Below are 12,222 nucleotides of genomic sequence, written 5' to 3' on the forward strand. Positions count from 1 at the left end.
GGTATTGCAATGGAAATGCTGGAAGTCGGGCTGGCGTTTACGGTCGCCATGATCCTGTTTTCATCCGTGGTCTCGGCCCTGGTTGAAACCATTCTGCGCAGCCTGGCGTTGCGGCGGCGCTATGTCGCCAACAGCGTGCGGAGCATGTTGCAGGATCTGATTGCGCGGCATGCGGGCGAGACCTTCCTCGCAGCCGCCCCGGCCAAGGCCAATCCAGAGGAACAGGCGCAGGCCACGGACGCCTGGATCGAGGATCTGACAGACGATCTGACCTGCAACCGGTCCAAGTGGGATCCGAAGGTCAACAACCAGATCAAGGGCAAGGACTACAAGCGGGTCGAGAACCTGTCCCTGACCGGGCTGGCGACGCGGCTGGTGGAAAACCCGCTGGGCGAGGCCATCAAGGCCGGGGCGCCGGGCGACATTGCCAGACAAAGGGACCAATGGAACATCGTGCTGCGCTGCTATGCCCGGCACAAGGCGCTGACTTCTGAACGTCACCGGATCGTCGCCAATCGCACGGCGGTTCTGGTGGCGATCGTCTTTGCCTTTGTGTTCAACGTGCACGCCGGGCGTCTGGTCGCGCATTTCAGCACCAGCGTGGATGTGCGCGAGAAACTCATCGCCAACCCTGAGCAGATCATAGAGGACGCGAATGATGCCGTGGAGGCGCTGAATGCACTGGGCGCGGAGGCGTCACCAGAGGAAAAAGAAGTCGTGGAAGCGTTTCAGGTGGCCGCCGGAAGCCTGGAACCGCTGACTGCCGACGGCACCCTGCCGATCGGGGTCAAATACTATCCCTATTGCGATGTGTTCGCCAAGGAAGGGGAGCCCCGGATCTGCCCGCCGGACAACAACGGCCTGGTGCTGTGGATCGTGAACGTGCTTCTGGCCGGGATCCTGATCGGCCTGGGCGGGCCGTTCTGGTATCGCGTGTTCGACGGGCTTTCAAACCTGACCAAGATCCTGAGCAGTTGGAAAGGAACCTCCAAGAACCGCGAAACCCTGCAACCCCCGACCCAGGCGGAAAGCAATCGCGCCGGAAATGAGGTCAGTGCGGTTGTGGAAGAGATCCTGCAGGTCACCAATGGCGAAGCCTACACGTTGCCGCCGGATTGGAGGGCCGCGCCGTCTTCGAAACCAGCATCGGACAGGGCCACGACCTGAACGCAATTGGGCCACCTGTGGCGGGTCCGGACGCTCCGAACCTGCCGCAGGTGGCCCATGCATTCTGGCTGGTCTCAGGCGACTTTTTCCAGCGAGCTTTCCTGCGTCACGCCCAGGGCATGGCAGATGTCGCGGGTCAGATGCGGCTTGTTCAGGGTGTAGAAGTGCAGGTCTTCGACCCCTTCCTCCAGCAGATCGCTGCACAGTTCTGTGCACAGTGCGGTGGCCAGAAGCTCTTCACGGTCATCGCGCTTGGCGGCGGCAAAGGCCGCGTCCAGTTCCGCGGGCACATGGGTGCCGCAGCGCTGGGCAAACTTGCGCACTCCGTTCCAGTTTTCGATGGGCAGGACGCCGGGGATGATCGGGGCGTTGATGCCCGCAGCCGCGCAGCGGTCGCGGAAGCGCAGGAAGGTTTCGGCCTCGAAGAAGAACTGGGTGATGGCGGAATGGGCGCCGGCGTCGATCTTGCGCTTCAGCCAGTCCACATCGGCCTGAGCATCGGAAGCCTCGGGGTGCGGATCGGGATAGGCGCCGACGCGCAGCTTGAACTTGCCGGTGTCGGCCAGCGCCGAGATCAGCTCGCACGAATTGGCAAACCCGTCCGGGTGCGGCACGAAGGCATCGGATCCCTGGGGCGGGTCGCCGCGCAGGGCGACGATCTCGGTCACGCCGGCCTGGGCATAAGCCTCGGCAATCTCAAGGGTTTCGGCGCGGGTGGCATCGACGCAGGTCAGATGTGCTGCGACGTTCAGGCCGTAATGCTTGTGGATCGTCGCCACCGCTTCATGGGTCAGCTTGCGGGTGGTTCCGCCGGCGCCATAGGTGACCGAGACGAAATTCGGGGTCAGCGGGGCCAATGTCTGGACCGTATCCCACAGGCGGAACGCGGCATCCAGCGACTTCGGCGGGAAGAATTCGAAAGAGATTCGCGGCTGTGTCATCACATGTCCTTTACGTTTGATCGTGACATGCCATGGATTTGGTGGTGAAACAAATTCATAATCCTCAACAAGGTTATGAAGGATCTGCATAATGTATCTGGAGCTGAAGCATCTGCGCGCCGTGCGGGCCATCCACGAGGCCGGCGGGCTGGCGCGGGCCGCCGATACGCTGAACATGACGCAATCGGCCCTGTCGCATCAGATCAAGGCCATGGAAACGCTGGCCGGGGTCGAGTTGTTCGTGCGTCGGGCCAAGCCGATGCGGCTGTCGCCGTCGGGGCAGAAGCTGCTGCGTCTGGCAGAGCGCGTGCTGCCCGAGATCGAGGCCGTCGAGGAGGAACTGCGCGGCGACGAGGCCGGGCGCAGCGGGCGGCTGCATATCGCCATCGAATGCCACGCCTGTTTCGACTGGCTGCTGCCGGTGCTGGAAAGTTTCCGACGCGCCTGGCCCGATATCGACGTGGATATCCGCCCCGGCCTGTCGTTCAACGCGCTGCCGGCGCTGCAGAAGGCCGAGGTCGATCTGGTGGTATCTTCGGACCCCGAGGATCTGGACGGCATCACCTTCGCGCCGCTGTTCGACTATGATCCGGTGTTCATCTGCGCGGCCCAGCATCCGCTGGCCGAAAAGCCCTGGGTCGAGGCCGGGGATTTTCGTGGCGAGACGCTGATCACCTATCCGGTGGATGCCGCGCGGCTGGATGTGTTTACCCAGTTGCTGACCCCGGCGGGAGTGACCCCGCGCGCGGTGCGTCAGGTAGAGCTGACGGCGGTGATCCTGATGCTGGTGGCGTCGAATCGCGGGGTGGCGGTGCTGCCCGACTGGGTGGTGCGGGCGGTGCGGGCCCATCCCGATTACGCCATTCGTCCCCTGACCGCGACCGGCGTCACGCGCCGCCTGTATGCGGCCACCCGGACCGAGGATCTGGCCCGCCCCTATATGGCGCATGTGCTGCGGCTGGCGCGCAGCGAGCCGGTGAAACTGCTGCGGGTGTGAGGGCCGAACAGTTTTTCACCGCCGTTGACTGGACGCTGTTGGGCACGGCGACTATACGCGGCGTTTGAAGCAACGGAGCGCGATCATGCAGGGCAGTGCCAACCTCAATGTGATGATCAAGGCGGCCCGCAAGGCAGGGCGGTCGCTGGTCAAGGATTTCCGCGAGGTCGAGAACCTTCAGGTCTCGATGAAAGGCGCCGGTGACTTCGTGTCGAAGGCCGATATCGCCGCGGAAGAGATCCTGAAGGAAGAACTGCTGGGCGCGCGGCCGACCTATGGCTGGCTGGGCGAGGAAGGCGGCGGTCAGGACGGCGAAGATCCGACCCGGCGCTGGATCGTCGATCCGCTGGACGGCACCACCAACTTCCTGCACGGGATGCCCCATTGGGCGGTCTCGGTGGCGCTGGAACACAAGGGCCAGATCGTGGCGGGCGTGGTCTTCGATCCGGCCAAGGACGAGATGTTCTATGCCGAGAAAGGCAAGGGCGCCTGGCTGAACCAGAGCCAGCGTCTGCGCGTCTCGGGCCGCAGCCGGATGATCGAGGCGGTGTTCGCCACCGGCCTGCCCTTCGGCGGCCGCGACACGCTGCCGGCGTCGCTGCAGGATCTGGCGCGGGTGCTGCCGGTCTGTGCCGGGGTGCGCCGTTGGGGCGCTGCGGCACTGGACCTGGCCTATGTGGCGGCGGGCCGCTACGACGGCTATTGGGAGCGCGGGCTGAACGCCTGGGACATCGCGGCGGGCCTGCTGATCGTGCGCGAAGCCGGCGGCTTCGTCGAGCCGATCCGCGAGGGCCAGAGCCTGCTGGACTCCGGCAGCCTGATCGCCGTCAACGATCCGCTCAGCCAGCCCTTCATCAAGGCCATTCGCGGCACCTGAGCCGGCCCTAGCCTTTGCGCCGCCGCACCGGCGGCACGCGCGTCGCCTTGGGTGGCGCGCGGCGGCGGGGCACTTTCGGCACCGAACTGCGGGCAAAGCGATAGGTTGCCTCGGGGTTGTCGGGATGGCCGTGGGTGCGCGCCCAGAACGCCGGGCCGCCCGACCGGATCCAGGCCGGAACCATCAGCACGATGCCCAGTACAAAGCCGCCCGCATGGGCCCAATAGGCCACCCCGCCCACATCCGAGGGCGTGCCCAACCCGTTGAACACCTGCAACCCGAACCACAGCCCCAGCATGGCCCAGGCCGGCACCGGGATGATCCGCACCAGCACGATCAGGAACACGAAAATGTCGATGCGGGCGCGCGGGAACATCAGCAGGTAACCGCCCATCAGCCCGGCGATGGCGCCCGAGGCGCCCACCACCGGCACCGTCGATCCCGGATCGGCCAGCACCTGCATCAGCCCCGCACCCAGCCCGCAGGCCAGGTAGAACAGGCCGAACCGCAGGTGGCCCAGCCGATCCTCAAGATTGTCGCCGAAAATGTGCAGAAACAGCATGTTGCCCAGCAGATGCATCCAGCCGCCGTGCAGGAACATCGAGGTGAGCAGCGTGCCATAGCCCAACCCGGCCTGGATCTGCGCCGGGATGATGCCATAGGTCAGGAAGAACCCGGTCAGGCGGCGCAGGTCCGAGAACATCGGCACATAGGCCAGGAAGATCACCACGTTCAGCGCCAGCAGCCCGTAGGTGACATAGGCCGTGCGCGTGGCCGGGTTGTGATCGCGGATGGGGATCATGTCTTTTGACGTGCGCCGTGCCGCCGCAGAAATCAAGCCGCCTTGGCCGCGCACCGCGCAGCGCCGCACCCCGCCGCCCGGTCTTTACACCGCTGCCCGCGCCGCTTACCTCAAACGGGCTGATCTGGCCCGCGTGGTGGAATGGTAGACACAGGGGACTTAAAATCCCTAGGCAATGCGCCGTGCCGGTTCGAGTCCGGCCGCGGGTACCAGTGACAGCAGCAGCCTTAACAATTGATCGCCAGGATGGGTCACGCCTGTGTCTGCCATCGGCTGGGCTGCTTTGGGAGGGCTGGCAGCGCCTGTTCAATTGACAGCGTGTCCTGCCGGGGAGAGCATCGGGGTCAGAGGTGCGGCGGGATCAACGGCGCGCGGTCACGGCAATGTGCCCCGCGCCGCGCCGGGCAAAACCGAGCTTTGGGAAGGAAACAGACGATGATGTCACTTGGAAGCAAGGTAATGGCCCTGTTGCCCCTGGTTGCCGCCACGGCGATTGCATCTCCGGTACTGGCGCAGACCGATCCGCTGCCGTCCTGGGCCGAGAGCACGTCGAAGGCGGCCATCGTGGATTTCGTCGCGCGGGTGACCGGTGAAGGCTCTCCCGACCTGGTGCCGGAAGCCGAGCGTATCGCGGTCTTCGACAATGACGGCACGCTTTGGGCCGAACAGCCGAACTATGTGCAACTTGCCTTTGCCCTGGATCGCATCCGCGCATTGGCGCCCGAACATCCCGAGTGGGCCTCCACCGAACCCTATGCCTCGGTCCTCAAGGGCGATGATGCGGCCGCACTGGCCGGGGGCGAAAAGGCGCTGATGCAGATCATCGCCGACAGCCATTCCGGCATGACCACCGAGGAATTCGCCAAGGTCGTGCACGACTGGATCACCACCACGCCGAACCCGGTCACCGGCCGGTTGAACACCCAGATGATCTATCAGCCGATGTTGGAACTGCTGGACTATCTGCGCGCCAACGGTTTCGAAACCTACATCGTGTCCGGCGGCGGCGTCGAATTCATCCGGGTGTTTGCCGACGCGACCTATGGCGTGCCGCCCGAGAACACGGTCGGCACGGTCGGCAAGCTGAAATACGCCGTGATCGATGGCCAGCCGGTGCTTCTGAAAGAGCCGGGTATTGCTTTCGTGGACGACGGGCCGGGCAAGCCGGTGGCGATATCAACCCACATCGGCCGCCGTCCGATCGCGGCGTTCGGCAATTCCGACGGCGATCTTCAGATGTTGGAATACACCTGCCTGCAACAGACTCCGCGCCTGTGCGCCTTCGTGCATCACACCGATGCCGAGCGGGAATGGGCCTATGACCGCGATTCGCATATCGGCAAGCTGGACAAGGGGCTGGATGCCGCCGCGACTTTCAACTGGACCCTGATCGACATGGCGCAGGACTGGACGACGGTGTTCCCGCAATAGGCGCTTGGGCGGGCAGGGACGCAGGTGTCTGCGCCCGTCACAACACCACAAACGGCCTGTTGCCGAGCGCTTCGAAACTTCATGCAGGGGGGATTTTGGTGGAGCCTAGGGGAGTCGAACCCCTGACCTCTTGCATGCCATGCAAGCGCTCTCCCAACTGAGCTAAGGCCCCAAGCCTATGGCCAACCGGCCATGGCGCGTCTTTTATGAAAGCCTGCGGGGGGCTGCAAGCTAAAAAGCCACCCCCGTCTCAGCTTTCGTCGTCGTCTTTCGCGACGTCAGCAATATCGTCCAGCGAGACGTCATCGCTGTCGTCATCGTCTTCCAGAACATCATCGCCCAGATCGACATCGGTGTCGTCATCGTCTTCCAGCACGACTTCCTCGACCTCGGCGGCTTTCTCGGGCTTGGCTTTTTCGGCGATCAGGGGACGCGATTTGCCGGTGTCGATCTGCACGACATCGCCGGTGTAGGGGCTGACCGGCGGGGTGCGGTTCAGGTCATAGAAGCGTTTGCCGGTGGTCGGGCAGAGCCGTTTGGTTCCCCATTCTTCCTTGGGCATGGTCTTGCGTCCTTTTGTTCGTCATGATGGCGGCACGGGTGCCAAGGGCGCGCGCCGCGTAAAGCCAATAGTGGGCTGTGCCATAGGGGCAAAGTCATGTCAAAGGCTTTCGCGGCGGAGCGGTTCGGGGCGCGGAACCGGGGCAACAGGCGGGTATCGGGCGCATGGGCGAACGGGTGATGCTGGAGGGGGATCCTCCGATCGAAATTCTGGTGCGCCGGTCGGATCGGGCGCGGCGGCTGACGCTTCGGGTGTCGCGGCTGGACGGGCGGGTGACGCTGTCGCTGCCGCAGCGGGTGCCTGCGGGGGCTGCCGAGCGCTTCCTTGCCCAGAAGGCCGACTGGGTGCGCCAGAATGTGGCGCGCGGGCCGGTGGCGCATGGGCTGGCGATGGGCGACACGATCCCGGTCGAAGGCATCGGCCGCCGGATCGTCGAAGGCCGTCCCGGCCTGCACCCCGGCGTGGTACAGGTGCGCGGCGCGCGCCCGGTGGGCGCGCAGGTGGCCGGTCTGCTGAAGGAGCTGGCGCGGGACCGCCTGGCCGAGGCCTGCGACCGCTATGCGGCGGCCGTGGGGCGGCCCTATGCCCGGCTGACCCTGCGTGACACCCGCAGCCGCTGGGGCTCCTGCACCAGCGCCGGCAACCTGATGTTTTCCTGGCGGCTGGCGATGGCGCCGCCGCAAGTGCTGGACTATGTTGCCGCCCATGAGGTCGCGCATCTGGTGCACATGAATCATTCCAAGACATTCTGGCGGCAGGTCGGGGCGCTGTGCCCGGACTATGACCGCCACCGCGCCTGGTTGCGTGGACCCGGGCGGGAGCTGCACGCCGTGCAGTTCATGGCATGACCCGCGAGATGGACATGCTGCGCGCCGCCAGTGCCGCCTCGCGGGCAGCGCAGCCCGAAAGCAACACGGCGCTGCACGACCGGCTGTACCGTACCTTGCGCACCCGCATCATGCATGGCGCGCTGGTGCCCGGCGAGGCGCTGACCCTGCGCGGGCTGGGAGCGGAGTTCGGCGTGTCGATGACGCCCGCCCGCGAGGCGGTGCGGCGGCTGGTGGCCGAAGGGGCGCTGACCCTGTCGCCTTCGGGCCGGGTCTCGACGCCCGAGTTGAGCAACGAACGCATCGAGGAACTGGCCTCGATCCGGGCGCTGCTGGAGCCGGAGCTGAGCTCGCGCGCCCTGCCACGGGCGCATCCGGCGCTGATCGACCGGCTGGAGATGATCAACGACCAGGTGGCGCAGGCCATCGCGCAGCGCAGCGCGCAGGGCTATATCCGGACCAACCTGGATTTTCACCGCACCCTGTACCTGCGGGCGCAAGCGCCGGCGATGCTGGCGATGCTGGAAACCGTCTGGCTGCAACTGGGGCCAACGATGGCCAAGCTCTATGGCCGGTTGAACCGGACCGAGCCGCCGCGCGGGCATCGGCTGATCGTTGCGGCGCTGCGGGCGGGGGATGAGCCGGGGCTGCGGCTGGCACTGCGCAGTGACGTGACCCAGGGGTTGCGGATGCTGTTGAGCTGAGGAGGGCGAGGGGGCGCTGCCCCCTCTGCGCCTGCGGCGCATTCACCCCCGGAGTATTTGTGCCAAGAAGAATGAGCGCCGTCTTGCAAACGATCCGGGGGATCGTTTGAGGCGCGAATGGGCGGAGCCCCAAGCCGTCTTGGAAACGGTGAGGTGGAAACGAAAACGCGCCAGTGGCGCATTTTCCCGCCGAACGGGGATCGTTTGAGGCGCGAATGGGCGGAGCCCCTGCCGCCGCGCAAATGATCCCAAGGCTCGAATCAAGCAGCGGCCGGGCAGGCCAGCAACGGGCCCGCCCGGCCAAATCTCAGTTCCGGAGGCTGCGTTGCGTCCGGGGGACTCAGGCGGTGCGGCGGCCGATCGAGAACAGGCGGAAAATGTTCCAGCAGTTCAGGCGCGGACGGGCGGCGCGGGGTTCGGTGGGTTTCGGGTCGAAGTTCATCAGGTTCGGATGCATTGGATCACTCTGTCATCAGGGACTGGCCACAGGGGCCTTGGATGACCGGGAGCTACGACGGGTCCAGCTATTGTGCAACTGCAGAAAGATGCAATGCCGCCATGCAGAAACTGCCATGTTCACGGCAGGCATGAAAAAGGGCGCGGGGAAGGCCGCGCCCTGTCTGGTCTTGGGGTCCGAGCGTCCGGTCAGGCGTGGATGGCACCGTCGCCGCAGGCCAGCGCCGCTTCGCGGACGGCTTCCGAATAGGTCGGATGGGCATGGCAGGTCAGCGCCAGATCCTGCGCCGAGGCGCCGAATTCCATGGCCACGCAGACCTCGTGCACCAGATCGCCGGCACCGGGGCCGATGATGTGCACGCCGAGGATACGGTCGGTTTCCTTGTCGGCCAGCAGTTTCACGAAGCCGTCGCCCTGATGCACGGCCTTGGCACGGGCGTTGCCCATGAAGGAGAACTTGCCGACCTTGTAGGCGCGGCCCTCGTCCTTGAGCTGGATCTCGGTCTTGCCGACGGTGGCGACCTCGGGCGTGGTGTAGATCACGCCGGGGATCACGTCGTAGTTGACGTGGCCATGCTTGCCGGCCAGTACCTCGGCCACGGCCATGCCTTCATCTTCGGCCTTATGCGCCAGCATCGGACCGGCAATCACGTCGCCGATGGCGTAAAGGCCGGGGACATTGGTGGCCCAATGGGCATTGGTGACAATCTGGCCCTGCTTGCTGAGTTCGACGCCCAGCGTGTCGAGACCCAGCCCTTCGGTGAAGGGTTTGCGCCCCGTGGCGACCAGCACCGTGTCGGCGTCGATGGTGTGTTCGCTGTCATCCTTGCGCAGCTTGTAGGTGACCTTGGCCTTGGTCTTCAGCGTGTCGACCTTCTGCACCGCCGCGCCAAGGACGAAGTTCAGCCCCTGCTTGGACAGGATCTTCTGGAAGGCGCGCTGCACGTCCGCATCCATGCCCGGCGTGATGTGGTCGAGGAATTCCACCACGGTGACTTCCGTACCCAGGCGGGCATAGACCGAGCCCATTTCCAGCCCGATGACACCGGCGCCGACCACGACCATCTTCTTGGGGATCTTCGGCAGGTCGAGCGCGCCGGTGGAAGTCACCACGATCTTCTCGTCGATGGTCACCTCGGCACCGGGGATCGAGGCCGCTTCGGAGCCGGAGGCGATGACGATGTTCTTGGCGTTGTGCACCTCGTCGCCGACCTTGACCTTGCCGGCCTCGGGGATCGAACCCCAGCCCTTGAGCCAGTCGATCTTGTTCTTCTTGAACAGAAACTCGATACCGCCGGTGTTCTGGCCGACCACAGTGGCCTTGTAGCCTTTCATCTGCTCCCAATCGACCGAGGGGGCTTTGCCCTTCAGGCCCATGTCGGCGAAATTGTGTTCGGCTTCGTGCAGGGAGTGGGTGGCGTGCAGCAGCGCCTTGGAGGGGATGCAGCCGACGTTCAGGCAGGTGCCGCCCAGGGTCTCGCGGCCTTCCACGACAGCGGTTTTCAGGCCCAGCTGGGCGCAGCGGATGGCGCAGACATAGCCGCCGGGGCCGGCGCCGATTACGATGACGTCATAGTCAGCCATGGGGAGACTCCTTCAGGTCGGTCTTGCGGGCTGGGCGCAACGCGCGCCCGCGTGTTCTGTGAGTGTCAGGTGGCAAACGGCCCGCCCGATCAGGGGGCGGGCCAGCCGCGTTCAAACGGCTTCCAGCAATTTCATCTGCACATGTGCGACGCCGCCGCGTTCCAGGTGCATGGCCAGATCGTCGGACTTCAGGAAGGCCTTGGCCTTGTCGCGGTCGGACACCGCGAACAGCACCAGCGCGTGGTTGGGCTGTTCGGGATCCTTCCAGACGTGCAGGGTGGTCAGCCCGGCGGCATGCTGGGCCTTCCGGTCTTCCTGGAACACCGCGTGCCAGGCGTCGAAGTCGGCCACATCGGCCTGCCAGAGAAGGTGGATCGCCATCTTACAGGTCCATCAGCAGGCGGCGCGGATCCTCAAGGGCTTCCTTGACCCGCACCAGGAAGGTCACGGCGCCCTTGCCGTCCACGATGCGGTGATCATAGGACAGCGCCAGGTACATCATCGGGCGGATCACGATCTCGCCGTTCACCACCATCGGACGATCCTGGATCTTGTGCATGCCAAGGATGCCCGACTGCGGCGGGTTCAGGATCGGCGAGGACATCAGCGAGCCATAGACGCCGCCGTTCGAGATGGTGAAGGTGCCGCCCTGCATTTCCGCCATCGACAGCTTGCCGTCCCGGGCGCGCTTGCCCTTCTCGGCAATGGCCTTTTCGATCTCGGCAAAGGACATCTGGTCGGCGTCGCGGATGACCGGAACCACAAGGCCGGTCGGCGTGCCGGCGGCGATGCCCATGTGCACGAAGTTCTTGTAGACGATGTCGGTGCCATCGATCTCGGCGTTGACTTCGGGCACTTCCTTCAGGGCGTGGCAGCAGGCCTTGGTGAAGAAGGACATGAAGCCCAGGCGGGCACCGTGTTTCTTCTCGAACAGATCCTTGTATTCCTTGCGCAGCGCCATGGTCGCCGACATGTCCACCTCGTTGTAGGTGGTCAGCATGGCGGCGGTGTTCTGGCTGTCCTTCAGGCGCTTGGCGATGGTCTGGCGCAGGCGGGTCATCTTGACCCGTTCCTCGCGGGCCGCATCATCGGCCGGAACCGGCGCGCGCGGGGCAGCGGCGGTGGCGGCAGGCGCTGCCGGGGCGGCCATCGCGGCCAGAACGTCACCCTTCATCACGCGGCCATCGCGGCCCGAGCCCGAAACCGACGCCGGATCAATGCCCTTTTCGGCCATCAGCTTGTTGGCCGAAGGCGCGTTTTCCACGTCCTTGCCACCCGAGGCGGCGGGCGCTGCAGCCGGGGCCGCTGCGGGGGCGGCAGCAGAGGCACCGGCGCCGCCCAGAACCGCCAGCTTGGCGGTGGCGTCCACGGTGGTGCCCTCGGGCGCCAGGATCTCGGTCAGCACGCCGGCGGCGGGGGCCGGAACCTCGACCGACACCTTGTCGGTTTCCAACTCGCACAGCATCTCGTCCTGCGCGACGCTGTCGCCCACCTTTTTGAACCAGGTGGAGACGGTGGCCTCGGTGACGGATTCGCCCAGGGTGGGCACCATCACATCGACACTGTCGCCGCCGCTGTCGGCCGGGGCCGCTGCGGGGGCGCTCGCCGCTTTCGGGGCGGGCGCTGCCGCGGCGCCTTCCGCCGCGATCGAGGCCAGCAGGGCATCGACGCCAACGGTGGTTCCTTCGGGTGCCACGATCTCGGCCAGAGTACCGGCAGCCGGCGAGGGAACCTCGACGGTCACCTTGTCGGTTTCCAGTTCGCACAGCATCTCGTCAACAGCGACGGTATCGCCGGGCTGCTTGAACCAGGTTGCCACGGTGGCCTCGGTGACGCTTTCGCCAAGGGTGGGGACACGGACTTCGGTGGACATG

The 12,222-nt window shown here is 65.6% G+C and carries 13 protein-coding genes and 2 tRNA genes; 8 read left to right on the top strand and 7 right to left on the bottom strand.

The genetic code is table 11. From position 1 onward, the window contains the following. Positions 1-9: 9 nt before the first annotated feature. A complete protein-coding gene (locus ACP15K_RS13915) occupies positions 10-1,167 on the top strand; it encodes a hypothetical protein (RefSeq protein WP_193140487.1) in 1,158 nt (385 codons plus the stop codon). Between the two features lie 74 nt (positions 1,168-1,241). On the opposite strand, the gene metF is transcribed toward ACP15K_RS13915, so the two are convergent. Further along, positions 1,242-2,108, bottom strand: a complete 867-nt coding sequence (metF, locus tag ACP15K_RS13920; RefSeq protein ID WP_193140488.1) for a methylenetetrahydrofolate reductase [NAD(P)H] — start codon at positions 2,106-2,108, stop codon at positions 1,242-1,244. Positions 2,109-2,199: 91 nt separating this feature from the next. Here metF and ACP15K_RS13925 point away from each other — a divergent pair, with 91 nt between their 5' ends. Together ACP15K_RS13925 and ACP15K_RS13930 are read left to right on the top strand one after the other, a co-directional pair. Further along, positions 2,200-3,105 (top strand): LysR family transcriptional regulator, encoded by a 906-nt coding sequence (locus tag ACP15K_RS13925; RefSeq protein WP_193140489.1) that lies wholly within the window; start codon positions 2,200-2,202, stop codon positions 3,103-3,105. An 85-nt stretch (positions 3,106-3,190) separates the two neighbouring features. Then, complete coding sequence (locus ACP15K_RS13930) at positions 3,191-3,982, top strand: inositol monophosphatase family protein (RefSeq protein WP_193140490.1); 792 nt, start codon at positions 3,191-3,193, stop codon at positions 3,980-3,982. 7 nt (positions 3,983-3,989) lie between these two features. Here the strand turns inward: ACP15K_RS13930 and ACP15K_RS13935 are convergent, their stop codons facing one another. Beyond that, positions 3,990-4,784 carry a rhomboid family intramembrane serine protease gene (locus tag ACP15K_RS13935; protein WP_424990798.1) on the bottom strand — a complete coding sequence of 265 codons (795 nt, stop codon included), beginning with the start codon at positions 4,782-4,784 and terminating at the stop codon, positions 3,990-3,992. On the opposite strand from ACP15K_RS13935, the gene ACP15K_RS13940 reads away from it, so the two are divergent. From ACP15K_RS13940 to ACP15K_RS13950, 3 genes are all read left to right on the top strand, one after another. Next, positions 4,783-4,932, top strand: a complete 150-nt coding sequence (locus ACP15K_RS13940) for a hypothetical protein (RefSeq protein ID WP_193140492.1) — start codon at positions 4,783-4,785, stop codon at positions 4,930-4,932. The genes ACP15K_RS13935 and ACP15K_RS13940 overlap by 2 nt on opposite strands. Beyond that, positions 4,912-4,996, top strand: a tRNA-Leu gene (locus tag ACP15K_RS13945). The genes ACP15K_RS13940 and ACP15K_RS13945 overlap by 21 nt, the downstream gene beginning before the upstream one ends. A gap of 247 nt (positions 4,997-5,243) precedes the next feature. Next, positions 5,244-6,215: an HAD family hydrolase gene (locus ACP15K_RS13950; protein WP_424990799.1), complete on the top strand. Its 972-nt coding sequence runs from the start codon at positions 5,244-5,246 to the stop codon at positions 6,213-6,215. A 96-nt stretch (positions 6,216-6,311) separates the two neighbouring features. On the opposite strand, the gene ACP15K_RS13955 is transcribed toward ACP15K_RS13950, so the two are convergent. Both ACP15K_RS13955 and ACP15K_RS13960 read right to left on the bottom strand, forming a co-directional pair. Beyond that, positions 6,312-6,387, bottom strand: a tRNA-Ala gene (locus ACP15K_RS13955). A gap of 78 nt (positions 6,388-6,465) precedes the next feature. Then, the gene (locus ACP15K_RS13960) at positions 6,466-6,777 is read right to left on the bottom strand and encodes a TIGR02300 family protein (protein WP_193140494.1); all 312 of its coding nucleotides are present in this window, start codon (positions 6,775-6,777) and stop codon (positions 6,466-6,468) included. A 164-nt stretch (positions 6,778-6,941) separates the two neighbouring features. Here ACP15K_RS13960 and ACP15K_RS13965 point away from each other — a divergent pair, with 164 nt between their 5' ends. Beyond that, positions 6,942-7,625: a M48 family metallopeptidase gene (locus ACP15K_RS13965; RefSeq protein ID WP_193140495.1), complete on the top strand. Its 684-nt coding sequence runs from the start codon at positions 6,942-6,944 to the stop codon at positions 7,623-7,625. Between the two features lie 14 nt (positions 7,626-7,639). After that, positions 7,640-8,308, top strand: coding sequence for a GntR family transcriptional regulator (locus ACP15K_RS13970; protein WP_193140752.1), 669 nt, complete (start codon positions 7,640-7,642; stop codon positions 8,306-8,308). A 645-nt stretch (positions 8,309-8,953) separates the two neighbouring features. On the opposite strand, the gene lpdA is transcribed toward ACP15K_RS13970, so the two are convergent. The 3 genes from lpdA to odhB all read right to left on the bottom strand — a co-directional run bounded on the left by lpdA (position 8,954) and on the right by odhB (position 12,221). Further along, on the bottom strand, positions 8,954-10,348 hold the full coding sequence (gene lpdA / locus ACP15K_RS13975; protein WP_193140496.1) for a dihydrolipoyl dehydrogenase: 1,395 nt from the start codon (positions 10,346-10,348) through the stop codon (positions 8,954-8,956). A gap of 111 nt (positions 10,349-10,459) precedes the next feature. Then, on the bottom strand, positions 10,460-10,729 hold the full coding sequence (locus tag ACP15K_RS13980; RefSeq protein ID WP_193140497.1) for a hypothetical protein: 270 nt from the start codon (positions 10,727-10,729) through the stop codon (positions 10,460-10,462). Position 10,730: 1 nt separating this feature from the next. Further along, a complete protein-coding gene (gene odhB / locus ACP15K_RS13985; RefSeq protein WP_424990800.1) occupies positions 10,731-12,221 on the bottom strand; it encodes a 2-oxoglutarate dehydrogenase complex dihydrolipoyllysine-residue succinyltransferase in 1,491 nt (496 codons plus the stop codon). Between the last annotated feature and the right edge of the window lies 1 nt (position 12,222).

Source organism: Fluviibacterium sp. S390 (assembly GCF_049800695.1).
Lineage (GTDB): Bacteria > Pseudomonadota > Alphaproteobacteria > Rhodobacterales > Rhodobacteraceae > Meridianimarinicoccus.

Coding starts and splice junctions, on each gene's coding strand:
- ACP15K_RS13970 (WP_193140752.1), top strand. CDS start 7,640: ATGCTGCGCGCCGCCAGTGCCGCCTCGCGGGCAGCGCAGCCCGAAAGC.
- ACP15K_RS13930 (WP_193140490.1), top strand. CDS start 3,191: ATGCAGGGCAGTGCCAACCTCAATGTGATGATCAAGGCGGCCCGCAAG.
- ACP15K_RS13915 (WP_193140487.1), top strand. CDS start 10: ATGGAAATGCTGGAAGTCGGGCTGGCGTTTACGGTCGCCATGATCCTG.
- ACP15K_RS13940 (WP_193140492.1), top strand. CDS start 4,783: ATGTCTTTTGACGTGCGCCGTGCCGCCGCAGAAATCAAGCCGCCTTGG.
- odhB (WP_424990800.1), bottom strand. CDS start 12,221: ATGTCCACCGAAGTCCGTGTCCCCACCCTTGGCGAAAGCGTCACCGAG.
- ACP15K_RS13965 (WP_193140495.1), top strand. CDS start 6,942: ATGGGCGAACGGGTGATGCTGGAGGGGGATCCTCCGATCGAAATTCTG.
- ACP15K_RS13960 (WP_193140494.1), bottom strand. CDS start 6,777: ATGCCCAAGGAAGAATGGGGAACCAAACGGCTCTGCCCGACCACCGGC.
- ACP15K_RS13925 (WP_193140489.1), top strand. CDS start 2,200: ATGTATCTGGAGCTGAAGCATCTGCGCGCCGTGCGGGCCATCCACGAG.
- lpdA (WP_193140496.1), bottom strand. CDS start 10,348: ATGGCTGACTATGACGTCATCGTAATCGGCGCCGGCCCCGGCGGCTAT.
- ACP15K_RS13950 (WP_424990799.1), top strand. CDS start 5,244: ATGGCCCTGTTGCCCCTGGTTGCCGCCACGGCGATTGCATCTCCGGTA.
- ACP15K_RS13935 (WP_424990798.1), bottom strand. CDS start 4,784: ATGATCCCCATCCGCGATCACAACCCGGCCACGCGCACGGCCTATGTC.
- metF (WP_193140488.1), bottom strand. CDS start 2,108: ATGACACAGCCGCGAATCTCTTTCGAATTCTTCCCGCCGAAGTCGCTG.
- ACP15K_RS13980 (WP_193140497.1), bottom strand. CDS start 10,729: ATGGCGATCCACCTTCTCTGGCAGGCCGATGTGGCCGACTTCGACGCC.